The 26,103-nt window shown below is 43.2% G+C and carries 17 protein-coding genes; 10 read left to right on the top strand and 7 right to left on the bottom strand.

Annotation, left to right across the window (positions count from 1 at the left end; translation table 11 throughout):
- Positions 1-2: 2 nt before the first annotated feature.
- Positions 3-485, bottom strand: coding sequence for a YajQ family cyclic di-GMP-binding protein (locus tag FKN08_RS04905; protein ID WP_005377415.1), 483 nt, complete (start codon positions 483-485; stop codon positions 3-5).
- A gap of 21 nt (positions 486-506) precedes the next feature.
- Complete coding sequence (locus FKN08_RS04900; RefSeq protein ID WP_074190109.1) at positions 507-1,565, bottom strand: 3-deoxy-7-phosphoheptulonate synthase; 1,059 nt, start codon at positions 1,563-1,565, stop codon at positions 507-509.
- 374 nt (positions 1,566-1,939) lie between these two features.
- Here FKN08_RS04900 and FKN08_RS04895 point away from each other — a divergent pair, with 374 nt between their 5' ends.
- Complete coding sequence (locus FKN08_RS04895) at positions 1,940-2,437, top strand: DUF4442 domain-containing protein (protein ID WP_005396564.1); 498 nt, start codon at positions 1,940-1,942, stop codon at positions 2,435-2,437.
- A gap of 28 nt (positions 2,438-2,465) precedes the next feature.
- On the opposite strand, the gene FKN08_RS04890 is transcribed toward FKN08_RS04895, so the two are convergent.
- Positions 2,466-3,818, bottom strand: coding sequence for a hypothetical protein (locus FKN08_RS04890; protein WP_006743263.1), 1,353 nt, complete (start codon positions 3,816-3,818; stop codon positions 2,466-2,468).
- Between the two features lie 192 nt (positions 3,819-4,010).
- Between FKN08_RS04890 and FKN08_RS04885 the strand changes: the two genes are divergently transcribed.
- Positions 4,011-4,844, top strand: coding sequence for a S1-like domain-containing RNA-binding protein (locus FKN08_RS04885; protein ID WP_005396561.1), 834 nt, complete (start codon positions 4,011-4,013; stop codon positions 4,842-4,844).
- A gap of 283 nt (positions 4,845-5,127) precedes the next feature.
- Here the strand turns inward: FKN08_RS04885 and rsmF are convergent, their stop codons facing one another.
- The 4 genes from rsmF to FKN08_RS04865 all read right to left on the bottom strand — a co-directional run bounded on the left by rsmF (position 5,128) and on the right by FKN08_RS04865 (position 12,427).
- The gene (rsmF, locus tag FKN08_RS04880; RefSeq protein ID WP_170891447.1) at positions 5,128-6,564 is read right to left on the bottom strand and encodes a 16S rRNA (cytosine(1407)-C(5))-methyltransferase RsmF; all 1,437 of its coding nucleotides are present in this window, start codon (positions 6,562-6,564) and stop codon (positions 5,128-5,130) included.
- A gap of 150 nt (positions 6,565-6,714) precedes the next feature.
- Positions 6,715-9,363, bottom strand: a complete 2,649-nt coding sequence (locus FKN08_RS04875; protein ID WP_145473990.1) for an MlaD family protein — start codon at positions 9,361-9,363, stop codon at positions 6,715-6,717.
- Positions 9,356-10,606 (bottom strand): paraquat-inducible protein A, encoded by a 1,251-nt coding sequence (locus tag FKN08_RS04870; RefSeq protein ID WP_170891446.1) that lies wholly within the window; start codon positions 10,604-10,606, stop codon positions 9,356-9,358. Before FKN08_RS04870 ends, FKN08_RS04875 begins: the two co-directional genes overlap by 8 nt.
- 24 nt (positions 10,607-10,630) lie before the next feature.
- The gene (locus tag FKN08_RS04865) at positions 10,631-12,427 is read right to left on the bottom strand and encodes an ABC transporter ATP-binding protein (RefSeq protein ID WP_053807440.1); all 1,797 of its coding nucleotides are present in this window, start codon (positions 12,425-12,427) and stop codon (positions 10,631-10,633) included.
- Positions 12,428-12,519: 92 nt separating this feature from the next.
- Here FKN08_RS04865 and FKN08_RS04860 point away from each other — a divergent pair, with 92 nt between their 5' ends.
- The 8 genes from FKN08_RS04860 (at position 12,520) to pyrD (ending at position 26,089) form a co-directional block, all read left to right on the top strand.
- On the top strand, positions 12,520-12,993 hold the full coding sequence (locus FKN08_RS04860; protein WP_065646467.1) for a GAF domain-containing protein: 474 nt from the start codon (positions 12,520-12,522) through the stop codon (positions 12,991-12,993).
- 98 nt (positions 12,994-13,091) lie between these two features.
- Positions 13,092-13,718 carry an RNA chaperone ProQ gene (gene proQ, locus FKN08_RS04855; RefSeq protein WP_005396555.1) on the top strand — a complete coding sequence of 209 codons (627 nt, stop codon included), beginning with the start codon at positions 13,092-13,094 and terminating at the stop codon, positions 13,716-13,718.
- A 17-nt stretch (positions 13,719-13,735) separates the two neighbouring features.
- Positions 13,736-15,742, top strand: a complete 2,007-nt coding sequence (gene prc, locus FKN08_RS04850; RefSeq protein WP_170891445.1) for a carboxy terminal-processing peptidase — start codon at positions 13,736-13,738, stop codon at positions 15,740-15,742.
- A gap of 195 nt (positions 15,743-15,937) precedes the next feature.
- The gene (locus FKN08_RS04845; RefSeq protein WP_005396553.1) at positions 15,938-16,603 is read left to right on the top strand and encodes a hypothetical protein; all 666 of its coding nucleotides are present in this window, start codon (positions 15,938-15,940) and stop codon (positions 16,601-16,603) included.
- A gap of 228 nt (positions 16,604-16,831) precedes the next feature.
- On the top strand, positions 16,832-19,438 hold the full coding sequence (pepN, locus tag FKN08_RS04840; RefSeq protein ID WP_170891444.1) for an aminopeptidase N: 2,607 nt from the start codon (positions 16,832-16,834) through the stop codon (positions 19,436-19,438).
- 64 nt (positions 19,439-19,502) lie between these two features.
- The gene (locus FKN08_RS04835) at positions 19,503-19,721 is read left to right on the top strand and encodes a DUF2835 domain-containing protein (RefSeq protein ID WP_046876238.1); all 219 of its coding nucleotides are present in this window, start codon (positions 19,503-19,505) and stop codon (positions 19,719-19,721) included.
- 201 nt (positions 19,722-19,922) lie between these two features.
- Positions 19,923-24,764 carry an NAD-glutamate dehydrogenase gene (locus FKN08_RS04830; protein WP_104974092.1) on the top strand — a complete coding sequence of 1,614 codons (4,842 nt, stop codon included), beginning with the start codon at positions 19,923-19,925 and terminating at the stop codon, positions 24,762-24,764.
- Between the two features lie 314 nt (positions 24,765-25,078).
- Positions 25,079-26,089 carry a quinone-dependent dihydroorotate dehydrogenase gene (gene pyrD, locus FKN08_RS04825; protein WP_170891443.1) on the top strand — a complete coding sequence of 337 codons (1,011 nt, stop codon included), beginning with the start codon at positions 25,079-25,081 and terminating at the stop codon, positions 26,087-26,089.
- The last annotated feature ends 14 nt before the right edge of the window (positions 26,090-26,103 follow it).

Below are 26,103 nucleotides of genomic sequence, written 5' to 3'. Positions count from 1 at the left end.
GATTAATCACGGAAGTTGTTAAACTGGAATGGTATGCCCATCTCTGCTTCACGAATCGCTGCCATTGTCGCTTGCAGGTCATCACGTTTCTTACCAGTAACACGTACCTTGTCGCCTTGAATAGAGGCTTGTACTTTTAACTTTGCGTCTTTGATAAGTTTCACTACTTTTTTGGCTGTTGGTGTATCGATACCTTGGCGGAAAAGCAGAGTTTGGTGCCAGTTCTTACCAGTTACATCTGGGTCCTGTGCATCCATTGCGTTTGCATCAATATTACGCTTTGCCAAGTGGCCACGTAAAATATCGCGCATTTGCTTAAGTTGGAAGTCACCTTCCGCAGACATTTTTACGTTTTCTTCTACTAGCTCAAAGCTCGCATTAACGTTGCGGAAATCGAAACGAGTAGACAATTCACGGTTAGCATTATCAACGGCGTTACGTAGTTCAACCGTATCGATTTCAGAAACAATATCAAACGATGGCATGAAGATTCCTTGATTATTTTGTTATAGGGACTTTCGGGATTTAACGGCGTTTGCCAGCATATCTAGCATTGTAGCAGTATCTTCCCAGCCTAGGCATGGGTCTGTAATAGATTGACCATACGTTAGGTTGTTGATGTCAGTCATTGGCTGGTTGCCTTCAAGAATAAAGCTTTCAGCCATGATACCCGCAATACGAGTACTGCCTGACTTAATTTGGTTACAAATGTTTTGAGCAACGTCGATTTGTTTTCTGTGCTGCTTCTGGCAGTTTGCGTGGCTGAAATCCACAACCAAACGTTGTGGCAAGCCAAACTCGGCTAGAGCATCACACGCTTGTTTTACTGACGCTTCATCAAAGTTCGGGCCTTTCTCTCCGCCGCGTAAAATAATATGACCATATGGGTTACCACTTGTACGATAAACCGTCATGCGGCCATTCTTATCTGGAGAGTAGAAGTAATGCGAGGCTTTCGATGCGCGAATTGCATCAATTGCAATTTTTACGTTGCCATTTGTGCCATTTTTGAAACCAACTGGGCAAGACAGCGCCGATGCCATTTCACGGTGAATTTGCGATTCTGTTGTACGAGCACCGATCGCGCCCCACGTGATCAAATCCGCTATGTATTGACCAGTAATCATATCAAGAAACTCAGTAGCAGTCGCAAGACCAAGCTTGTTGATATCCAGTAGTAGTTTACGTGCTTTATGGAGACCAGCTTCAAGCGCGTAAGAGCCATCTAGGTTAGGGTCGGTAATTAAACCTTTCCAACCAACTACTGTACGAGGCTTTTCAAAGTAAGTACGCATCACGATAAACAGTTCGTCTTTGTACTTGTCTTGGATTTCACTCAGGCGAGTGGCGTAATCAATGGCAGCTTCAGTGTCGTGAACAGAACACGGACCTACAATCGCAAGAAGGCGATCGTCTTCACCCGATAAAATGTTTTCAATCTGACGACGAGATTGAGCGATACGGTCTGCAACGTCATCCGTAATAGGATGTACACTACCTAGCTCTGCTGGGGTAGGCATTGGACCCAAAGGTTGGGTTCTCAATTCATCTGTTTTTATAGGCATGTTATAGCTTTATTCTCTATTGCGAAGGGGTAAAGATAACGGAATTACAGGCAGGAATAAACCGTTTCACGGGAATCTTCGCCAGGAAATACCGAATTGTATACAAAGGTGTAGGTATTCATTTAAATGACTTATGTATAAATGACAAAACTTGATCATTAAATCAATATATATACATTTGAATTTATAACCATTTCATCTATCTCACCGTTAGGCAATCAAGATAACTGCGGCAAACCTCATGTTTATCTGTGTGACAATGTCACTAAAATGGTGGCTAAATAACTCGTGAGATCGAGCTTTTGTTAACATTTCTTTGACATCTATTTCTTTCGTTGATTAACTGGTCTGACTAGATTGGTAAGGAGACCAAAATGTTATCAGCTGTACGTCGTGCAAATTTGTATCTAAATCTATTTGGCTTTTCTAAAGTGCCTCTGATTTGGCTTTGTCATCCTAAGATCATTGCGATAGATAGCGAGCACGTTGAGGTTCGAATCCCTTTGCGAAGAAGAACAAAGAACCATTTGAATAGCATGTATTTCGGCGCTTTAGCGGTTGGGGCGGATGTAGCTGGTGGTTTTCTTGCTATGAGCAAGGCGCAAGAAAAAGGAGAAGCGATCTCTTTAGCATTTAAAGGCGTCAAAGCCGAGTTTTTAAAACGTCCGGAAGCGGATGTACACTTTGTGTGTAACGATGGTCATGTCATTGATGAGATGCTCGATCATACGTTGGCAACGGGTGAACGAGTGAATCGCGATGTAAAAATCGTCGCGTTGTGTCCTAGCTTACATGGTGACGAACCTATGGCTGAATTCTCGTTGACTCTTTCGATAAAAAAAGCAGCCCAACAAAGAAAAGAGGCTGCTTAGTGGTTTGCTGTTTTTAAAGAATATCGCTTTAATTGAGTTCAATCTGCTCAATCGAGACGATTTTGGAGCGGTTTAAGACCACTTTCCAACGATAATAAACAGGCTCATCGGTGTGGTTGTCCTCTTTGACAATCACATTGAGCAAATGACGTTTCTCTACTGACTCTTTGGTCACTTGCCCTTCATTTAAACGATAAACTCGGTTTGAGCTTTTATCCATTAAGCGGATGATAGGGCGCAAACTGATGTTCAGTGTTTCTCTTGTTTGCTCATAACCACTCAAGAATAGAGAGGTCGCCATTTCGGTTTTCTCGTGATAATGAAGTATCTGCTCTTCGCGCTGCACGACGCGCTTCTTACGTATTCTTTGAATCTTATCTGGCAAGCTACTTAACGTACGATAATCGAGCCACTCTAATTTTCTGCCGACCACTTTTTTCGTTGTTGGATCAACATACTTCTTACGCCACTTTGGCTTGCCTTTACGGATCCATCGCCACATCGCATCGCGCAAATCATCTTTAAAGATTTCTCGTAGAGCATAAATAAATGACATCGCGATAATGAAGGACGCGGAAATTTCCCCAAGGTAATCGCGAGCGAGAATCACGGTTGAGGTCACGACAACCATCACCAAGCCAGTAGCAATACCTTTGATAGCACGCTTGATGTTGTTACCCATTGATATGGTTTCTTCACGAAGCACGATAGGGTGTTCAATCAAGCGTCTTAGCAAGCGCATTTTGTTAGATAGGCGAGTAACGTCTTCAACGACTCTTGGAGAGTTGTACTTGTTGAGTTTTCGATGGGCTTGCTCTTTTTCACAGAGCGTGATCAAGCGTTTCTTAATCGTGCCATAATCGCCTTCACGCGGGAGATGAGCCACTAGAGATAAAAACTTCTGCTCGGTATACCAAGACAGGTAGTTATCGATGTTAACGTAGTACCGTTTTAAGTTCTCTTCATAAGGAATAGAACGTCGCAAGCGCTTTAAGATCTCAAGCGTGAGCTCGATAACTTCGTCTACTTCATCTTCCGTTACGGAGTTGTTCTGATGCTTGTTTAAACTTGCCACCGCTTTGTCTAGCGCAATAACGTATTGGTACGCGAACAAACTCAAACTTACTCGGTATTGTTGATTCGACAGGCGTCCACGTTTGGCAAGTCGACTGTGTACTAGCGGTAGAAGGATTTCAGTACTGTAATAAGAGCGTTGCTGTGTGATTGAAGTGTAATAAAATTCGGATTCACTGATGATATCGGCGTTTAAACCAAGCTCACCAGGTATAAAAAAGTAAATATCTAGGTCGACACTTTTGCTCTTTGCGAGTGCATGACTGATTTTTAATGTTATTGAGTCTTGTTTATCGACGGTGACCAAAGAAAGCTCCTGACTTTGTTAAAGCATTCTTAACTTATGCGTACTGTTGAGCAGGTAAGCATAAAAGTGCTAAAAGAGTGACTGGGGCATATAGCTGAACGACAACAGCATAACAGAGCACTATGCTTTTCTCTCTGATTTTCTTGTTAGTTTAGGTATAATTCCACGTAAATTTAAAAAGAGACAAAATCAATGATTAAAATTGGTCAAATTAACAGCTTAGAAGTCATTAAAAAGGCTGATTTTGGCGTATTTCTGGATGGTGATGATTACGGTTCTGTTCTACTGCCTAATAAGTATGTACCAGAGGGTACTGAAATTGGTGATCATGTAGACGTATTTTTGTACTTCGATTCAGAAAGCCAGCTTGCTGCGACCATTGAAAGACCTATTGCCCAAGTGGGTGAATGGGGCTTAATGAAGATTGAGGGCGTCAACGCGACAGGTGCTTTTGTAAATTGGGGCATCAAAGAAAAGGATCTACTTATTCCTTTTAGTGAGCAACGCACTCGCTTCTCTGCGGGACAAACTATTCTTGTCTATGTATATACTGACAAAGCGTCAGGCCGCATTGTTGGTACGACTAAGTTCAACAAATGGTTAGACAAAACTCCGGCGAATTATGAAGTTAACGAACAAGTTGATTTGATCATCGCAGAGCGCAGTCAACTTGGCTACAAAGCGATTGTTAACGGAAAGCATTGGGGCATGATTTTCCCATCAGATGTGTTTGGTAAGCTTTACATCGGTAAGAAACTGAAAGGCTTTATTAAGCAAATTCGTGAAGATGGCAAAATCGATCTCGCGCTACAAAAAGTCGGCGTGGCAAAAATGGACGATCTTTCTAGCAAGATTCTTGATCTGTTAGAGAAGAAAGGCGGCTTTTTACCTTTGAACGATAAGTCTTCTCCTGAAGCGATTTTTGATGCTTTCCGTACAAGTAAAGGTACTTACAAAAAGACCATTGGTGGATTGTACAAGCAGGGCAAGATTGTTATCGAGAAAGACGGTATTCGTCTGGCGTAGCCCAAACTCACGTATAGCGGATCTGCAGCCAAAAAAACGGCCCAAACTTTTCCTTTTTTTGGGCCTAGGGGAAACGGCTCCGCAGAGCCTGCGCTAAACTTTTTCCAACAATAATTTTGTTGGTGAACATAGAGAGAAATGCCATATCAAAGCATTACTTTGATACAACTAGTTTAGTACAGCGTATCCGGATCGCTAGCGAGCCCAGTTGCTTTCATACTTACGAATTAAAAAGCCATCGCAAATACGATGGCTTTTCATTTATTTATGATTTGCTACTTCTTTAAAATAAGTTCTTATCTCGTACTAATTCGCGAGGAAGACCATTCTTTATTCTGTTGCTTACCCATTTCCCAAGGCCAATGACTGCGCCTTGATAGGTGACAAGCACTTCGCCTTTACCTGTTTTCATTCCCTCAGGAATCGTTTGTGGGCGAACATCACGTCCCATGTACCATTCGCGCGCTTCTTCAATACTGAGTTCAATGGCGTTTGCCTCAGAGCCTGTCGCTAATGCCGTTGCCACCTGATGCTGCCAACGGTAGCCATTTTTATGGGCTTCCGCGATCTTGATACCCATACGGGAGAAGCGTAATTCGCCGATCATTGGCTCTAAAGAATTAGGGAACAACCAGACATCTTTATCGCGAAGCCATACAGAACTGTCATTCGGAAGTTCAATACCTAACGCACTTTGCAGCTGTTGGGCAATTTCAACCGATTCTTTTTTCGATGCTTTGGTAAACGGGAACTTGCCCATGCGCTTTTTGACCTTTGGTGGTTCAACAGCAGCCAGTTTACGAATTCTTGCAACAAAGAACCCTTCGCAGTCGTAGACCTGTGGAAAGATATGCAAAAAACCTTCTTCAGTTAGAGCAGCATTTGCGTTTTCAAACAAGGTCTCAAGGCTTTCAAACTCAACGGCATCACCAAAGGTTTCTTTCAAGTGATGACAAACTTGTTGGTTTTCTTCGGTACTGAGTGTGCACGTTGAGTAAACCATCACACCACCGGGCTTTAGTGCATGGAAGGCGCTTTCAATAAGATCTTTCTGTGTGTCAGCGATGTCGAGCACGGAAGCTTGCGTCCAGTTTTTCATTGCATCTTCGTCTTTGCGAACGGTGCCTTCGCCGGAGCAGGGCGCGTCGAGCAGAACCGCATCAAATTGTTCTGGTAGCCAACCGCCAAAAACGCGCCCATCGAAGTTACTTAGTGCGGAGTTACGTACACCACAACGTTCCACGTTGGCATGCAGCACTTTTACACGACTTGCGGCGTATTCATTGGCCACGAGAACGCCTTCATTGTTCATTAAAGCCGCGATTTGAGTGGTCTTTGATCCTGGTGCAGCTGCTGTATCTAACACGGCATCGTAAGATTCGTCATTCATAAACAGCGCAGATACTGGCATCATTGAACTGGCTTCTTGAATGTAGAATAAGCCTGACATGTGCTCTGCGGTGTTGCCTAATGGTACAACTGACTCGTCCGCTTCAATCCAAAACCCTGTGTCACACCAAGGCACAGGAGAAAGCTTCCAGCCTTTTGCGTCTGCACGTTCTAGAAACGCTTCAACACTGATCTTCAACGTATTAACACGAATACTTTTGCGCAGTGGCTTTTGGCACGATGCGATAAAGTCTTCCATGTTGAGGTGAGCAGGAAGGGTAGTTTGGATTTTTTCCAGAAACGCGTCTGGGATGTAAACATTAGGATGCAATGTGGGATCTCGTTTGCAGAATTTGTGGCAAATAATATACGAAAGCGAAGCAGAAACGAATAGTGACAAGGGCCGAGCAATAAAAAAGAGCAGCGATTGCTGCTCTTTTAAGGTGATCAAACTTCAATTGTATGTGAATTGAGCTTTATTCTACGGCTTAGGAATCGCAGTACGCCATTGAGTCCAGCCTTCTTCAGCTTGTGGATATAAAAAGAAAGATTGCCCACTTTTTGCCGCTGGTGGAATAGTCGATTGCTCTGGCGTTGAAAACGCAATTCCTCCGCGAACTAAACTATCAAATGTGCCCGCTTTGATGTTCGCACCAGTAATTCCGATGGAGACATCTACTCCTGAAACATTCCAAAACACACTGTTTTGACGAACGAGGTAAGCATATTCAGGCTGTATCTTGATGGTCGTGACGACGCGATCGGCAAATTCTCCTAGGCTCACGTCGGTTACTTGGCCGACTTCCATCTCGCGGTAAAGAATAGGCGTTCCGACTTGTACTGAGCCTCGTTGTTCACTTTGTAAAGTAAACATCATGCCCTGAACACGTTCTGAACCGTTTTCCAACTGAAAATCAAATTTAGCTTTACCTTTACCTGGCTCAACACTGATGGATTTCGACACCAATGCGCCAAGGTTTTTCACGCCCCCTAAGCCAATCTCTGGCTCAGTTAGCCAAAAATGTGAGCCTTCAACCGCAATGTTTTCTACGTATTCAGGTAGGATTCTTGCGGTGATTTCAACCATATTGCGACGAAAATTCGGTACAACCAGTGTGACTTCACCAACTTTGACGCCTTGATACTCTATCGGCATTCCTTTGGCAATTTCTTGTGAGCCGTCTGTTTCTAACGCAATAACGCGTCCAAATTTGCGTGCGGTTTTTTGATCCGTATATAACTTCCAGTTGTCTCCAATTTTGTTTTCAACGCCAGGAACAGAGTCAAAAGCGATGCCACCTTCGATTAATGATTTTAAAGGGTGAGCTTTCACACTCACGCCAGCTAACGATGCATCTATCTCGATCCCTGAACGGTTCCAAAAGACGGTTTGCGGCGTTACGAGGTAAGCAAAACGGTTTTCAATGGTTGCTTTAATCAACACACCGCCATCAACCAATTGGAAATCGGAGACGTTACCAACAGGAAGATTACGATAGAGCAGAGGGCTGCCTTTGGAAATCGGCGGCAATTCAGAAGCAAACAGTGTGAGTGCTCTAGAGCCACTTTGGTTGTACTGTGCTAGTTCTGCCAATGATTCGTTTTGGAACAGTTGATACTCTTTTTGAATATCTTGCTTGCCTTCGCTTACAAAGCTAATGGACCCAGTTAACAACTGTTTTGCCGGAGGAACGGTAACGCTGAGGCCCGATTCCGTTAATTCTGCAGAGGCACTTCCGGTTACATAAAAACGGTTGTTTGATTTGATCAGGTGTTTGTATTCATGATCAATCAATACATCCATAAATACTTCATGTTGCGATTTTTTACCTTCTTCAACTAAGCCTACGTTGATAATTGAACCGACAACGATGCCTTTGTAAAGCACGTTGGCACCGCTATCTAGGCCAAACGAGTTGTCAGACACTAAACGAATAGCGATGGACTTTTCTTGCTGTTGGTTAAAAACGTTTTTACGAATGGCAGTAAAGCGGCGAGAGCGATCACCGGCACCTGGCACAATGGTTAAGAAGTTTCCTCTCACGAGATTGGCAATGTTTTCAACACCAGAGAGGGACACTTTTGCTTCTTCTAAGACGAATCGGGTACCTGTCGTCAGCATATCACTGAAAGCTGGTTGAATTGCCGCTGACGCTAATATCACTTCTCGCCCTTCGGATAGGTTTAAGTCTGTAACTTGGCCAATCTCGATTCCGCGATACATAATGGGTGCGCCTTCGCCACTGATTTTACTGTCATCAGGGAGGACGATTTTAACAGCGATACCTCGACCTGCAGTTTTCAAATCTTTATACAGACGGAATTCAGTATTTTCTTCTACAGGCTCACCGTCATCCGGAGAATCGACGGCGATCGCGCCTCCGAGTAGAGCACTCATGCTTTCTAGCCTTACATCGACGCCTTCAAAACCGATGCTGGCACCGATTCCACTTACGTTCCAGAACCGACTGCGGTTGTTAATGATATGTCGGTATTGATCCTGGATGTTGGCTTGAATCGTGATAGATTTTGCGTCTTCATCCAGCTGGTAGCTGTAGACTTCACCGATTGGAATTTTCTTATAAACAATTTGAGATCCAATCGACACACCACCTAAATCGCGGCTTTTGAGTTTAATGTTCAAACCTTGTGAAACGCGCAAATCTGTTGGTGCAGAGTCTAACGCATGGAACGTTGTTTCAAACTCTTGACCATCTCCAGGTTGAATCGATATGTAATTACCCGACACGAGCGCATCGAGCCCAGAAACTCCCGTTAGGCTTGCTGTTGGTTTTACCAGCCAAAAGCGAGTTTTATCGTTCAGCAATTTTGCCGCTTCAGGGTAGATATCGGCATCAACATAAATACTGCCGAGATCTTCAGTGAGGTTAATGTCTCTCACCATACCGACTTCTAGCCCTTGGTAACGGATAGTGGTTCGCCCAGCGACCAAGCCAGCAGCGTCAGAAAAATAGATTTGCACCCGTTGTCCTGCATCGTGTATCGACTTCACCACAAGCCAACCAGCTAAGACCATGGTCAAAATTGGCAAAAGCCAAAGAGGAGATATGCCTTTGCTCCGCTTTACATCTGGTACGTATGACGTTTGAGAACTGTTCTGATCACTCATTCATTGACTCTTTTTCTGATTGTGTTGGGCCTGTTTGGTCCCAGATTAGCCTTGGATCAATACTTTCCGCTGCAAGCATGGTCAATACCACGACAACACCAAAGGCCACAGCGCCATATCCTGGTGTGAAATCAAGTATCTGACCACGATCGACTAAGGTCATCATGATAGAAATAACAAACAAGTCCATCACAGACCATTTACCGATCCATTTAACAACAAAGTAAACCATCATTCGTTGTCTCTTAAACACCGAACGTTTGAATTGAATGCAAAGCATGATGTAGGCAAGGCCAAGTATTTTTACAACTGGCACAACAATACTGGCCACAAAAATGATCACTGCGATGCCATACATACCGCTTTTTACCAACCCAGCTACGCCTGAGAAAATGGTATCTTCCAAACGTTTGCCATTGGTCAGCAAGATGGAAATAGGAATCAAGTTGGCTGGGAAAATCGCTATCGTTGCCGCAATGAGGTAAGCCCACGTCTTCTGAATGGAGTTGGGCTTGCGATGATATAACTCGTGGTGACAACGCCGACAATGGTCACCTTCAGGTTGAGACAGGTGGCACTCATGGCAATGCACGTCTTTGTGTTCAAAGGAATAAAGGCTTTCTGGTTTCCAGGCTTCCCAGTAACGACGCACACTGATTCGAGAAACTAACAAAACGGTAAATATCTGCAAAAGAACCAGACCAATTAACCCTGGGCCTACAAAAATGTCGGAATAATCTTGGAGTTTGAAGCAGGAAATGGCGATGCTAACTAAGAACACATCCAGCATTACCCAATGTTTCAAATGTTGAATTAGCCACAGTGAAATACGAAGCCCTCGAAACCACCGTTGATGCAGCGAGATATGTGCCGTAACCACTGAAACACAAACCGTCAGAGGCGCTAGAGAGCTACAAAATAGAATAAGCAGTGAAAGAAGAACAAAGCCTTCTTCCATCAATGTGATCATCCCTGAAGGTAGGGTTGCCGGAATCATCACACCAAAGAGTCGAATACTAATAAAGTTAAAAAAGTGTGATGGAATAAATAGCAGGATACAGGTTATCGCGACGGCTAGATTACCTGAGAGGCTAGGGCTACCGCCTCGATACAACTGTGTGCCACAACGAGGACAGTGTGCATTTTTTCCATTGGGTAAGTCGACGATATCGACAGGCAATTCGCAACCTTGGCACAAGCGCACATTATTTGGCTGCATGGCGTGCTTAGACAGAGAGGTCATAACGACCTCTCTAACTTGAACGATTTAAGCGTGGGACTGTATGCCCCCATATAAGGTTTGATATAAGCCTTCTTGCTCAACTAACTCACCATGAGTACCTGTTTGCGTCACTTTTCCATCTTCAAGCACGTAGATCAAATCGGCTTGTTTTACGGCTGATAGACGGTGCGCAACGATTAATGTTGTTCTACCACGTAAGAATTCAGTCAATGCTTTGTGCAATGCCGCTTCAGTAGCGGTATCAAGCGCAGACGTGGCTTCATCTAAAATAACAAATTGAGGATCACTCAGCACCATTCTTGCGATGGCAAGGCGTTGTCGTTGACCACCTGACAAACGAATGCCGTTACGGCCGACTTGAGTATCCAAACCGTGGTTCAGTTGAGAAATAACATCTTGCAGCTGAGCTACTTCAAGAGCTCGCCAAAGTGACATTTCGTCAAAATTCCCACCGAGTGTTAGATTATGCCTCAAGGTGTCGTTAAATAGTATAGGTTGCTGTAATACCACGGCAATTTTGTCACGAATTACTTCAAAACCAATATCTTCTGTTAATTCATCATTAAAGCGAATGCTACCGGAGTTTTGACGATAAACCCCAATAAGTAGTTGTATTAAGGTCGACTTACCGCCTCCGCTCGCACCAACTAGCGCCACTTTCTTTCCTGCCGGTATATGTAAAGAAAGGTTATCTAGGACTTTGTTTTCATTATTATAAGAGAAGTCTACGTTTTCTACTTTAACATCGACTTCTCTGTCTTCTTTGAAAGGATTTACCTTAGGTACTGGTCTTTGTTCTTCTTCTAATACTAATAAGTCGTTGATGCGTTTTAACGCAGCTTTCGCGCTGTACCAAGAAAACTGAATGCCGAGCAGCTCTTGAACAGGAGACAACATAAACCATAGGTAACCAAAAACAGCAAAGATTTGACCAATAGTGAGGTCACTAAACATGACCATCAGCATGGCGACGGCTCTGAATAACTCAAAACCGATTAAGAAGAGTAGGAAAGAGACGCGACCTGCCGCCTCTGATTGCCACGCATACTTGTCTGCATCCACGCGAACTTGGTTCGCACTGTCTTTGAGTTGTTGGAGAAATTCTCGCTCTTTATTGGCTGCGCGCAGCTGGTAAATGCCATCTAATGTTTCAACTAAACGGTTTTGGAAAATTTCAAAAGAATGATTTTCCTTCCGTTTCAGATGTTTAACCATACTTCCTAGTTTACGTGAGAAGTAAATGACAATAGGGTTAACTAGCAGAATAAATAGACCAAGTCGCCAGTCGAGCCAAAGCAGAACGATGGCAGTACCAATGACCGTTAAAAAACTGATAACGAATTTTGCTAACGTAGAACCAATAAATTTATCGATGGTTTCAATGTCAGTGATAAGGTGGGCGTTGATGCCTCCGCTGCCTTTGGTTTCGTATTGGCGGATGCTGATACGACCAAGCTTGTCGATCATTTTACTGCGCATCTCAAACGTGATCGTTTTAGAAACAAGTGTAAATTGTCGGCTTTGAAGGATATTTAACCCCTGACTTGCAGCTCGCATCAGGACGACCAAGAAAAGGGTGAAAAATATATAACCCGTCGGAGTGTGCCACGCTTCAGGGAGAATGGCATTCATAGCAGCTAAGCCTTTTGCTGGTTGGTCCAATAAAACCTCATCAACCATCAACGGCATGAGAAGGGGGATTGGAACACTAATCAAGGTTGCAAGCACCGCTATCAAGTTCGCTATGATCAGCTTGGACTTGTGCTTTTTTACTTGTGTTATCAACCAAGAACGGCTAATAGTGTCATTTTTCAGAAGCATTGTAATTGAGAATAAGTCCTATTATAAAGTAGGGCTGCATTTTAGCGCCATACAGTGAGAATGGAAGCTTTTATAGTAAGTAGGAAGTTAATATGAACATAGAACAATACCATAGACTAACCAAACAAGCCGTTGCTCTAATTGAGTCTGAGCCTGACTTTATTGCTAACCTAGCAAACTTGAGCTCACTGCTTTTCATGGAATTGGACGATCTTAACTGGGCTGGCTTTTACCTAGCAAAAGGTGAAGAGCTCGTTCTTGGTCCGTTCCAAGGAAAACCAGCTTGTGTCCGCATTCCTATGGGTCGCGGTGTCTGTGGTACTGCTGCAAAAACTAACACTATACAAAGAGTATACGACGTTCATGAATTTGAGGGACATATAGCGTGCGATGCAGCGAGTAATTCGGAAATTGTGATTCCGTTTTCTATCAATGGAGAGGTGGTTGGTGTCCTTGATATTGACAGCCCAAGTATTGGTCGATTCAATGAAACAGACGAAGAAGGTCTCACTCATTTCATGGCTGAAGTAGAAAAGCTGCTTAATTCACACGCGAACGACGCATAAATTAGCCCTCGAGTGTGGTTTTTCCTTGGCATGTCACTATAATACGAGAATATTTTTTCTTAATGCTTCGCGGAAATCCGCTCAAATCAGGAACCCTCATGACTGAAAAGTTAAAAAACAGCAAAGAAGTTATTGCATATATTGCTGAATGTTTCCCTAAGTGCTTTACTTTAGAAGGTGAAGCAAAACCTCTGAAAATTGGTATTTTTCAAGATCTTGCGGAACGTCTAAGTGAAGACGAAAAAGTAAGCAAAACACAGCTTCGTGCAGCGTTAAGACAGTACACTTCATCATGGCGTTACCTACATGGTGTAAAACCAGGTGCAGTACGTGTAGACCTAGACGGCAACCCTTGTGGTGAGCTAGAAGAAGAGCACGTTGAACACGCGAAAGCGACACTTGCAGAAAGCAAGGCAAAAGTTCAAGCTCGTCGTAAAGAACAAGCACAAAAAGCTCGTGAAGAGGGTAAGGCGAAAGCGAAACCAGCGGCTAAAAAGCCTCAACAGCCTCGTCGTACTAACAAACCAAAAGTACAAAAACCAACTAAGCCTGTAGAAACGCGCGCTCTAAATGCTGATGAAATCACAGTAGGTAACGCAGTTAACGTGAACATGGGCAAAGGAAACATGGCAGCGACCATTGTTGAAATCAATAAGGATGATGTACGTGTTCAACTTGCTAACGGCCTACAAATGGTTGTGAAAGCGGAGCACTTGCGCGCATAAAGGAGATACTCCTACGCATGAATTGCCGTTCAAAAGTGACACTGATTGCTGCTAGCTTATGGCTAGCAGCATCAGCTCAGGCTCTCGAAGCCAAACTACATAAAGATGACTTGCCGGTTCTCGCTCCTGAAGTTCAGCACGAAACAGCTAGCAAACGAGTCACCTCTCGATTTACCCGCTCTCATTATAAGCATTTCAGCCTCAATGATGATTTCTCCAAAGCGATCTTTGAACGCTATGTAGAATTGCTTGATTATAATAGAAATATTTTTACTCAAGCGGACATCGACTCTTTTAAAGACTGGTCAATTGAGCTTGATGATCAGCTAAAAGCTGGTAACAACCAAATTGCTTTTGATGTTTATAACCTCTCAATGCAAAAGCGTTTCGAGCGCTTTGCTTATGCGTTAACGCTACTCGACGAAGAGATCAAGTTTGATACTGATGACGAGATAGAGTTAGACCGTTCTGAAGCTGCATGGCCAAAAGACGAAGCGGAGCTCAACGAGTTATGGCGTAAGCGCGTGAAATATGACGCGTTAAATCTGAAACTGACTGGCAAAGAATGGCCAGAGATTAAAGAAGTTTTAGAGAAGCGTTATAACAACGCGATGAAGCGGATCACACAGACTAATAACGAAGATGCATTCCAGTTATATATGAATGCCTTCGCCCGACAAGTCGACCCTCATACTAGCTACCTTTCTCCACGTAATGCTGAGCAATTCCAATCGGAAATGAACCTTTCTCTGGAAGGTATCGGCGCCGTTTTGCAAATGACAGACGATTACACAGTAATTCGTTCACTTGTTGTTGGTGGCCCTGCGTCGAAGAGCAAGCAGCTTGGCGAAGGGGATCGAATCATCGGTGTTGGACAAGACGGTGAAGAGATTGTCGACGTGATCGGTTGGCGTCTGGATGATGTAGTTCAATTAATCAAAGGCCCAAAAGGCACAAAGGTTAATCTACAGATCTTGCCAGAAGGTAACGATGCGAAGAGTTACATTGTCACAATTGTTCGTGACAAAGTTCGCCTAGAAGATCGGGCAGTGAAGTCGGAGATCATCGAAAAAGATGGTAAGAAGATTGGTATTTTAGAAGTGCCAAGTTTCTACGTCGGTTTGTCGAAAGATACCGATAAACTGCTTGCTGAGTTAAAAACCAAAAACGTTGACGGCGTAATCGTTGATCTACGTAACAACGGTGGTGGTGCATTAACGGAAGCGACAGCATTAACAGGGTTATTCATTAAAGAAGGTCCTGTTGTTCAAGTTCGTGACAGCTATGGTCGTATTAAGGTGAACGCCGATACTGACGGAAAAGTGAGCTACGATGGTCCGCTGACGGTGTTGATTAACCGCTACAGTGCTTCAGCGTCTGAAATTTTTGCAGCAGCTATGCAAGATTATAATCGTGCAATTATTTTAGGTGAAAATTCTTTCGGCAAAGGTACGGTTCAACAGCATCGTTCACTGAATCATATCTACGATCTTTTCGATAAAGAGCTAGGCTACGTTCAGTACACGATTCAGAAGTTCTACCGTATTGACGGTGGAAGTACGCAAAATCGTGGTGTTGCACCCGATATTTCGTACCCAACACCAATTGAAGCTTCTGAAACGGGTGAAAGTGTAGAAGACAATGCACTACCTTGGGATCAGATTGATAAAGCAAAATATCAAACCTTCCCAAGCAACGAAGCACTAGTTGAAAAGCTTACCGCTCTTCATAACAAGCGTATTTCTGATGAGATGGAATTCCGTTTCATCAATGAAGACATAGAGAAGTATCGTAAAGAAAAAGACGATAATATGTTGTCTTTGAACGAGAAAGTTCGTAAGGCTGAATCGGATAAAGCGGAAGCACTTCGTTTGCAACGCATCAATGAGCGTCAAGCTGCTTTAGGTAAGGAAGCATTCAAAACATTGGATGATATACCTAAAGAGTATGAAGCGCCTGATGTTTATTTAGATGAGTCTGTCGCGATTATGGTTGATCTGCTCAAGCAGAAAAATCAGTCATAATAACTGGCAATTCAAAGTAAAAAGAGTGAGTCTTTCAGGCTCACTCTTTTTTTATGTCTTTTCATCTTTGTTTGTATTGAGTATCAAGTAAGATATTCGCTTATTTTTTCCCAATAATTTACGTGATCTACATCTAAAATTTCGCGAAAGTGAGGACTACTGCCTAAGCTAAAAGAAAACGATAAGGATGCCGATATGAAATGGTTCTTTATTTTACTTAGCTTTTGCTGCTTTAGTGTGTTTAGCGGAGAAAACACCAGAGAAGATGAATTAAGTCACTTTGACACGCCGTTTCTCATCGGAGACTGGTATTTAATGAACCCAAACCCCGAAGAGTCGGCTGAAAATTTTCGTGCGATAAAACTGTCACTGGGTTCCGACTACAGCTTTTCTATTGATATTCAAAAGAAAGATTATTCTGTCGATCATTGGGAAGGATTGTATAACGCCAATGAAGACACCATCGTTCTTGGCTTAAACACAGATGAGCCTCAAATTTATGCCTATCGCAATAATCACAATACGCTTGATCTTAATGGTGTGACTTTTACTAAAGGGTTGTCTAACTCGCTAGCGGGCATATGGTCTAGCTCTTATGTATCCGGAGATGGCCTTGTGGCAAACAACATCAACCATATGGATCTGATACTTCAACCTGACTTCGTGTTTATGTTTCGGGTATCCAACGAAGAAGGGGATGAGTCAATCAAGCAAGGTGTTTTCTACACAGAAGATGAATATTTAGTCTTGCTCTATGAAAATGGCGAGCACGGGACCACCTATAAGCTCAACAAAAATGAATTAACGATTGAAGATTCAAATGGCGATATGTACGCGGTACTTAATCGGGTAACGCCTTGATAGCTTATCTTGCTACGACAAATTACGCGAGCATACGGTAAATTGTCAATGTTGTTTAAATGTTAATCAAAAAACGGAGCTAGAGCACTAAAAGCTCCGTTTTTTGATGGAAAGACTTGTATTCTGATACCACAACCCCTACAAATAGCTTATATAGTGATACCAGAACTGCATTTTTGATCATGCAGTCTGGTATTTTTGTTGTTCGACATACAAGGATTTATGCTCATGTCCCAAGCTCCCCAGGCCAAATATCGTAAAGATTATCAAGAGCCATCTCACGCGATTACCGATATCGATCTTACGTTTGATCTTTATGACAATGACACCATCGTTACGGCGATATCAAAGGTTGCTCAAAAAGGCGATACAACAACGCTAGAACTCGATGGCGAGGGGCTTGAGCTGCGCGCTGTAAAAGTAAACGGTGAGGATTGGGCTCATCACGAAGTGAAAGAATCATCGCTTGTACTGACCGATCTTCCATCCGAGTTTGAACTTGAAATCGTCACCAAAATTGATCCTGAAGCGAATACAGCACTCGAAGGTTTGTACAAATCAGGCGGCGCATTTTGTACTCAGTGTGAGGCCGAGGGCTTCCGTCGTATTACTTATTACTTAGATCGTCCTGATGTTCTGGCAAAATACACGACAAAAGTGATCGCAGATAAAGCCGCTTATCCATATTTGCTGAGCAATGGTAACCGAATTGCAGAAGGCGATGCAGAGAACGGTCGTCATTGGGTTCAATGGCAGGACCCGCATCCAAAGCCAGCTTACTTGTTTGCTCTTGTCGCAGGGGACTTTGACGTACTGCGTGACAAATACACAACGATGTCAGGTCGCAGTGTTGATTTAGAAATCTTTGTTGATAAAGGTAACTTAGATCGTGCAGGCCATGCGATGACATCCCTGATCAACTCGATGAAGTGGGATGAAGAACGCTTTGGCCTTGAATACGATCTGGATATTTACATGATCGTTGCCGTTGATTTCTTCAATATGGGCGCAATGGAAAACAAAGGCCTAAACATCTTTAACTCAAAGTATGTTCTGGCGAATGACCAAACGGCGACCGATCGTGACTACTTAGGTATCGAAGCTGTGATCGGTCATGAGTACTTCCACAACTGGACTGGCAACCGTGTCACTTGCCGTGACTGGTTCCAACTAAGTCTAAAAGAAGGCTTAACCGTATTCCGTGACCAAGAATTCTCTTCTGACTTAGGCTCTCGCGCAGATAATCGCATCGATAACGTACGTATCATCCGTGGCCCTCAGTTTGCAGAAGATGCAAGCCCAATGTCTCACCCGATTCGTCCTGACAAAGTCATTGAGATGAATAACTTCTACACGCTAACAGTGTATGAAAAGGGCAGCGAAGTTATTCGCATGTACCATACACTCCTTGGCGAAGAGGGCTTCCAAAAAGGGATGAAACTTTACTTTGAACGTCACGATGGTACTGCTGCGACATGTGAAGACTTTGTTTCTGCGATGGAAGATGCCACCGGTGTCGATTTAAAACAATTCCGTCTATGGTACAGCCAATCTGGTACACCGACGCTGCGCGTAAATAGCGAATACAATGCCAATGCAAAAACTTACGCGCTAACGGTAGAGCAATTTACGGAGCCAACGCAAGACCAGGCTGAAAAGCAAGCGTTGCACATTCCGTTTGATATCGAGCTGTACGATTCGAAAGGTCAAGTTATCCCATTGCTGATTAACGGTGAATCTGTTCATAACGTATTAGATATTAAACAAGATAAGCAAACGTTCGTATTCGAAAATGTCGAAGAACAACCAGTGCCATCTTTGTTGCGTGAATTTTCGGCACCAGTAAAACTAGAATACGACTACAGTGATGATGAATTAGTCTTCTTGATGAAACACGCGACGAATGACTTTGCTCGTTGGGATGCAAGCCAAATGCTATTGGCTAAGTACATTCGTCAGAACGTGAAAAACGTTCAAGTCGGACAAGAAGTATCGCTTTCTGAAGGCGTGATAGATGCGTTCCGTGGTGTGCTATTGGATGAGACGCTTGAGCCAGCTTTTATTGCTCAAGTTTTCTCTTTGCCTTCAATTAATGAGATTACTGGCTGGTACCAGCAAATTGACATCGATGCCGTAGACAAAGTGCTAAACAGCATTACAGTGTCACTTTCTCAAGAGTTAGAAGATGAGCTAAGTGCAACTTATCATACACTGAAGCAAACAGAGTACACGATCGATCATGCTGCGATTGGCAAGCGTGCATTACGTAACCGTTGTCTGCAATACCTAGCACATACGGAAAAAGGTAATGATTTAGTGAAAGCACAATACGCATCTGCAAATAACATGACAGATACGATTGCAGCGATGAGTGCGGCAAATAGTGCTCAGCTTGAGTGTCGTGAAGCTCTTATGGCAGACTATAGCGATAAATGGAAGCACGATGGTTTGGTTATGGACAAGTGGTTTGCACTTCAAGGTAGCAATCCTGCAGAGGATGCACTTGAAAAAGTAAAAGCAACCATGAACCACGAAGCATTTAGTTTGAAGAACCCGAACCGTACGCGCAGTTTGATTGGCTCGTTCTTAAGTGCTAACCCTGTACGTTTCCATGATAAATCCGGTGCAGGTTACCAATTTGCAGGAGAAATCCTTCGCCAACTTAATGATTCGAACCCACAAGTCGCATCTAGAATGATTGATCCTTTGCTTAAGTTCCGTAAATACGATGAAGGTCGCCAAGCTTTGATCAAAGCAGAACTTGAAAAGCTCAAAGCAATGGATAATCTTGCTAAAGACTTATTCGAAAAAGTGACTAAAGCACTAGACGAATAGTAAACAACACAATAGGGTGGTCATTAAGGCCACCTTATTGTTTATGTCACTTAGTTTTTACTTCATGAACTATTACTACTTCAACCTCAACATTTCATATCAAACGTTTTTATCCCATTATTCTGGCGCGGCAAGTGTTGTTCAAGTCGTCACACATAATGGTTTACGTTTGCAGTTACCCGCCGCACGATTTAGACCATTTCTTAGTCAATTAGGCATTAAAGGCCAGTTTAGACTAACAACTGACCAAAATAATAAGTTTCTTAAGTTAGAAACTCTGTGATGTATTGTATTTGCAGAGAGTTAAATAGGAATCTTAGTCACAGAATCGGACATTTCACCTCTTACCACCACGATTAGTTGTTAAACATTTGTAATTATGCTTTTACAATGGGCATATGCATTACCTATGCTTAGTTTCTAAGGTAACAACCTAGCTACTAAGTCCCCCTACAAAACAACAATTCTAATGTGGAGTGTGAATATGACCGCGCGTGAAAATGTAGTGCCGGTTCTGCTTGAAAAAGTTTACCAACTGATTCAAGACAAACTCGAGCTTTCTCACCAAACGCTTGTAACTAAACTTGCTCAACACTTATTCAGTAACATTGCTGATGATGACCTGATTCAGCGAAACGAATCCGATCTTTATGGTGCTGTCGTCAGCCTTTGGCACCATATCAATGAAAAAAAACCAGAAGAGATTTCGGTACGAGTATTTAACCCGACCGTAAGTCGTCAAGGCTGGCAATCCACACACACAATCGTAGAAATTGTTGTTCCAGATAGTCCATTCTTAGTGGACTCAGTCAAAATGGCTTTAGCGCGTTTGGATCTTGTTTGCCACTTAATGTTAAACAACCCAACACAGATACAGCGTGATAAAAAAGGCCAAGTTACCGACGTAAACGGTGAGGGTGGTGTTCTTCAATCACTGTTCCATATCGAGGTAGACCGCCTTACTAGTAAAGAAGAGATGCAAGCGCTTAAAGAAGAGCTGTTAAAAATTCTATCTGACACTCGTTTAGTCGTTGATGACTGGAAGCAAATGGTTGATAAGCTTAAGCTTGTGACTGATGAACTTGAGAAAAATAAAGATCGTGTTTCTATCCAAACGGATCGTATGGACGAAACGATCGCATTTCTTCGTTGGCTAGAAGATCATAACTTTACCTTTATGGGTTACAAAGATTATGACTTAGAAGAAGTCAATGGTGATACCGAGCTTGTTCCTGCTAAAGAAAAAGGACTTGGTCTATTTGCTGATGACAAGCGTGTGCGTAGCGTCAAGCTATCTGAGCTTTCAGATTCAGCGCGGTTAGAAGCGAAAAAGCCATACGCTCTGATCATCACAAAAGGTAACAAAGCATCTCGTATTCACCGTCCAGCTTATACTGATTACATCGGTATTAAGAAGTTTGATGAAAACGGTAAAGTAATAGGTGAGCATCGCTTTACTGGTCTATATACCTCTGCCGTGTATAACCAAGCGGTACAAAGCATCCCTCTGATCCGTGAAAAAGTGGACCGTATCCTTGAAGCGAGCGGATATCGTCACGGATCGTATTCATACAAAGCATTGCACAATATCTTAGAAAACTACCCACGCGATGAACTACTTCAAGCAAATGAAGAAGAGCTGCTTGAGGTGGGTATGGGTGTTGTACAAATGCAAGATCGTGACCTACTGCGTTTATTTGTTCGTAAGGACCCATTTGGTCGTTTCTTTAGCTGCATGGTTTATGTCACTAAAGATCGTTACAACACAGAGTTACGTCGTCAAACTCAACGCATTCTTAAGCAGTACTTTGGTTGCGAGCAAGAGGTTGAATTTACAACGTTCTTCTCAGAAAGCCCACTAGCGAGAACACATTACATTGTTCGTGTAGACAATAACAACATTGACGTAGACGTGAAAAAGATCGAGCAAAACCTAATGGAAGTTTCTACCTCTTGGGATGACAGACTAAAAGAATCCATCATTGCTAACTTTGGTGAAAGCAAAGGCCTTCCTCTTTCAAAAGAATACATGAGTGCGTTCCCTCGCTCATATAAAGAGGACATGATGCCAGGTTCTGCGGTTGCAGATATTGAACGCTTAGAAGCGTTAAGTGATGATAATAAACTTGGCATGTTGTTCTACCGACCTCAAGAAGAGGGGGCGGATTCAAAAGCTGTTCGCTTGAAGTTATACCACCGCGATGAGCCAATCCATCTTTCTGACGTAATGCCAATGCTTGAAAACCTTGGCTTACGAGTGATCGGTGAATCACCGTATGAGATCGAGAAAAATAACGGACAGACATTCTGGATCCTTGATTTCTCTATGCTGCACAAGAGCGAGAAAACGGTTGATCTTCGTGAGGCTCGTGATCGTTTCCAACAAGCATTTGCCGCAATTTGGGCGGGCAACCTTGAAAGTGATGGTTTTAACCGATTGGTACTAGGTGCGTCGCTATCTGGGCGTGAGATTTCCATTCTTCGTGCTTATGCTCGATACATGCGCCAAGTCGGTTTCCCATTCAGTCAACAATACATCGAAGACACGCTAAGCCACTACCCAGACTTAGCAACAGGTCTAGTCAAGCTGTTCACCAAGCGATTCGATCCGAAACACAAAGGCAGTGAAAAAGGCCAAAACGATCTGATTAAAAAGCTAACAGAGCAGTTGGATCGTGTAGAGAGCTTGGATGATGATCGTATTATTCGTCGTTACATCGACATGATCATGGCGACACTTCGTACTAACTACTATCAATTAGACGAAAGCAAGCAACCTAAGCCTTGGTTATCTTTGAAAATGAAACCGAGCGATATTCCAGAGATTCCGCAGCCTGTACCCGCGTTCGAGATCTTTGTGTACGCACCAGATATTGAGGGTGTTCACCTTCGTGGCGGAAAAGTGGCTCGTGGTGGTTTACGTTGGTCAGACCGTCAAGAAGATTTCCGTACAGAGATTCTTGGTCTCGTAAAAGCTCAGCAAGTTAAGAACACCGTTATCGTACCTGTGGGTGCAAAAGGCGGCTTTGTTTGTAAACGCCAGCCATCTCTCACAACCCGTGATGAGATCTTTGCTGAAGGCCAACGTTGTTACAAACGATTTATTCGTGCGCTACTTGATGTATCGGATAACATCATTGAAGGTGAAGTTGTGCCACCACAGAACGTTGTGCGCCATGACGAAGATGACCCATACCTAGTAGTGGCGGCAGATAAAGGCACAGCAACATTCTCAGACCTAGCGAACTCTGTTTCTGCAGAGTACAACTTCTGGTTAGGTGACGCATTCGCTTCAGGTGGTTCTAATGGTTACGACCACAAAGCGATGGGTATCACTGCAAAAGGTGGTTGGGAATCTGTTAAGCGTCACTTCCGTGAAATGGGCATCAACTGCCAGACTACTGATTTTACCGCAATCGGCGTAGGTGATATGGCAGGTGACGTGTTCGGTAACGGTATGCTGTTATCGAAGCATATTCGATTGCAAGCTGCCTTTAACCACATGCACATCTTTATTGATCCAAATCCAGATTCAGCCACCAGCTGGGAAGAGCGTAACCGCTTGTTTAATCTGCCAAGATCAAGCTGGGAAGATTACAATAAAGATTTGATCTCTCAAGGTGGTGGTATCTTCTCTCGTCGATCAAAATCGATCCAGCTAACGCCAGAAATTCAGAAAATGTTAGGGACAAAGAAAGCATCTTTAGCGCCTAACGATCTGATTAAGATGATCTTGAAAATGAAAGTCGATCTGCTTTGGAATGGTGGTATCGGCACTTACGTTAAAGCCTCGACAGAAACTCATACGGATGTTGGTGACCGCGCTAACGACATGCTGCGCATTGACGGCCGTGACTTAAGAGCAAAAGTAGTTGGCGAAGGCGGTAACTTGGGTATGACTCAGCTTGGTCGTATTGAATACGCACTGACTGGCGGCCGAGTGAACACAGACTTCGTTGATAACGTGGGTGGCGTTGACTGTTCGGATAATGAAGTCAACATCAAGATCTTCCTTAATGGACTGGTTTCAAATGGCGATCTTACGGTTAAGCAACGTAACCAAATTCTAGAGTCTATGGAAGACGAAGTGGGTGAAATTGTATTAGATGATGCTTACCGTCAGTCGGAGTCGATCTCCGTGACTGAACAGCAAGGTGTTGGCATTGTTAAGGAACAAATTCGATTCATCCATACCATGGAAAAAGCAGGGTACTTGGATCGTGCTCTCGAATACATCCCTGATGATGAAACGCTAATCGAGCGTGAAAAACAGGGACTAGGTCTGACTCGCCCTGAGCTATCAGTGTTAGTTGCCTACGGTAAAATGGTACTTAAACAGCAACTTGTTACGGATGAAATCGCGAATGATGAATTCCATGCGAAACAGCTTGTTGAATATTTCCCAAGTGCGTTACGACGTAACTATAAAGATCAAATGGTTAATCACCCACTGCGAGCTGAAATTATCGCTACAGCATTGGCTAACCAGATGGTTAATGAAATGGGCTGTAATTTCGTCACTCGTTTGCAAGAAGAAACCGGTGCAAGTGTTGTCGATGTTGCTAACGCATACAGTGCGGCTCGTGAAATTTTCGATCTAGAAGCAATTCTTAAGCAGACTCGTGAACTCGATAATATCGCCACAGCTCAAGCTCAGTACGAAATCATGTTTTATGTTCGTCGAGCACTACGTCGAATTGCACGTTGGTTGCTTCGCAACCGCAGTGGTAAATGCACAGTTGGTGAGCTGATTGCTATCTACAAGCAAGATGTCAATGTTATCACTGAAACCTTAGACACTATGCTGGTTGAGTCTGAAGTAGAAGAACACAATGAACTTGCTCAAGGGTGGATTGAGAAAGGGGTAGAAGAGAAACTTGCACATCAAGTCGCTCGTTTATCCAGCTTACAATCTGCACTGGATATCTCATCAGTGGCGAGTGAAACAGGTAAAACGGTTGAGCAAGCATCGAAGCTCTACTTTAACTTAGGTGACCGTTTGTCGTTACACTGGTTCTTGAAGCAAATTAACAGCCAAGCCGTTGATAATAACTGGCAGGCACTGGCAAGAGCTGCATTCCGAGAAGATCTGGACTGGCAACAACGTCAACTTACGGCTCAGGTATTAAATTGCGGCTGTGCAACGGAAGAGCTAGACGTGATGAAAGCGTTAGAAGATTGGATGGAAACTAACGAGCAATCACTGCACCGTTGGGAAAGCATCTTGAATGAGTTCAAAGTTGGCTCTGTCCACGAATTTGCTAAGTTTTCTGTAGCACTTCGAGAATTAGTACTCTTGAATCTCAACTGTTCGTCGAAAGAGTAGATGAGTTAGTCAAATTGTAAGTAAAAGCCTCGTTATTTAGCGAGGCTTTTTTGTTGCTCATCTTTTCTATTATAGCGCCGAGTGAGTTACAGCGTAACGGCGCGGGGAAGTTAAAATAGGCTGAAATCGATTGCTTTAGGGTGGTTAGTTATAAATTTTATTGTTGAAATCTTACTCTAATTGTTTGTTTTATATTTGAAAATATTAGAAAGATATAGGTTTTTACTTAATACATTCATTTTCATTGAATTACGATGAAAAACAGTAAATAATATTGTCCCGTTTATACGGGGCTTTTTTCTTTCGGAGGCACAATGCTTTACCGTCTAGCCAGAACTGGCTTTTTCCAACTCGATGCCGAGAAGGCACACGATCTTGCAATCAAGAACTTCCAACGCTTTAACGGCACACCACTTGATCTCTTCTACCGCCAACAATTACCAACTCGTCCAGTTGAGTGTATGGGACTAACATTCCGTAACCCAGTAGGTCTTGCGGCTGGCTTAGATAAAAACGGTGAATGCATTGAAGCATTTGATGCCATGGGCTTTGGCTTTGTCGAAGTTGGCACAGTAACACCTCGTCCGCAACCAGGGAATGATAAACCACGCTTATTTCGCTTAGTCGAAGCTGAAGGTATCATCAATCGCATGGGCTTTAACAACCTAGGCGTTGATAATTTGGTCGAGAATGTAAAGCAAGCAAAATTCAACTGTGTTCTCGGAATTAATATTGGTAAAAACAAAGACACACCAATTGAGAAAGGGGCAGAGGACTACCTGATTTGTATGGAGAAAGTGTATGAGTACGCAGGCTACATTGCGGTTAATATCTCATCACCAAACACTCCGGGTCTTCGTTCACTTCAATATGGTGAAGCGCTTGATGAACTACTTTCTGAATTAAAAGCGAAACAAGCGGAACTTTCAGAGAAATACAACAAATACGTCCCGCTAGCATTAAAAATTGCGCCTGATTTGAGTGACGAAGAAATCTGCCAAATCTGCGATTCTTTATTGAAAAACAATATAGATGGTGTGATCGCGACTAACACAACTCTGGATCGCACGATCGTAGAAGGAATGAAACACGCCGATGAGGCAGGTGGTTTAAGTGGTCGCCCTGTGCAATCACGCTCTACGGAAGTCGTACGTAAGCTTCATGAAGAGCTAGGAGACAAACTTCCAATTATCGGTGTTGGTGGTGTGGATTCCTATGTTGCAGCCAAAGAAAAGCTGATGGCAGGCGCTAAACTTGTTCAAGTCTACACCGGCTTTATTTACCACGGCCCAGGCCTAGTACGTGATATTGTTAAGAATCTTTAACATACACATCAAAA

The sequence above is a fragment of the Vibrio sp. 1-2 (7-a) genome (assembly GCF_013048515.1).
In the GTDB taxonomy this organism is placed as follows: Bacteria; Pseudomonadota; Gammaproteobacteria; order Enterobacterales; family Vibrionaceae; genus Vibrio; species Vibrio diabolicus.
Note: the sequence above shows the minus strand (reverse complement) of the source record. Positions and strands in the feature narration are given on the sequence as shown.

Bases quoted from the DNA above. Each gene is read 5' to 3' on its own strand.
- FKN08_RS04905 (WP_005377415.1), bottom strand. From the start codon at position 485: ATGCCATCGTTTGATATTGTTTCTGAAATCGATACGGTTGAACTACGT.
- FKN08_RS04900 (WP_074190109.1), bottom strand. From the start codon at position 1,565: ATGCCTATAAAAACAGATGAATTGAGAACCCAACCTTTGGGTCCAATG.
- FKN08_RS04895 (WP_005396564.1), top strand. From the start codon at position 1,940: ATGTTATCAGCTGTACGTCGTGCAAATTTGTATCTAAATCTATTTGGC.
- FKN08_RS04885 (WP_005396561.1), top strand. From the start codon at position 4,011: ATGATTAAAATTGGTCAAATTAACAGCTTAGAAGTCATTAAAAAGGCT.
- FKN08_RS04875 (WP_145473990.1), bottom strand. From the start codon at position 9,363: ATGAGTGATCAGAACAGTTCTCAAACGTCATACGTACCAGATGTAAAG.
- FKN08_RS04870 (WP_170891446.1), bottom strand. From the start codon at position 10,606: ATGACCTCTCTGTCTAAGCACGCCATGCAGCCAAATAATGTGCGCTTG.
- FKN08_RS04865 (WP_053807440.1), bottom strand. From the start codon at position 12,427: ATGCTTCTGAAAAATGACACTATTAGCCGTTCTTGGTTGATAACACAA.
- FKN08_RS04860 (WP_065646467.1), top strand. From the start codon at position 12,520: ATGAACATAGAACAATACCATAGACTAACCAAACAAGCCGTTGCTCTA.
- proQ (WP_005396555.1), top strand. From the start codon at position 13,092: ATGACTGAAAAGTTAAAAAACAGCAAAGAAGTTATTGCATATATTGCT.
- prc (WP_170891445.1), top strand. From the start codon at position 13,736: ATGAATTGCCGTTCAAAAGTGACACTGATTGCTGCTAGCTTATGGCTA.
- FKN08_RS04845 (WP_005396553.1), top strand. From the start codon at position 15,938: ATGAAATGGTTCTTTATTTTACTTAGCTTTTGCTGCTTTAGTGTGTTT.
- pepN (WP_170891444.1), top strand. From the start codon at position 16,832: ATGTCCCAAGCTCCCCAGGCCAAATATCGTAAAGATTATCAAGAGCCA.
- FKN08_RS04835 (WP_046876238.1), top strand. From the start codon at position 19,503: ATGAACTATTACTACTTCAACCTCAACATTTCATATCAAACGTTTTTA.
- FKN08_RS04830 (WP_104974092.1), top strand. From the start codon at position 19,923: ATGACCGCGCGTGAAAATGTAGTGCCGGTTCTGCTTGAAAAAGTTTAC.
- pyrD (WP_170891443.1), top strand. From the start codon at position 25,079: ATGCTTTACCGTCTAGCCAGAACTGGCTTTTTCCAACTCGATGCCGAG.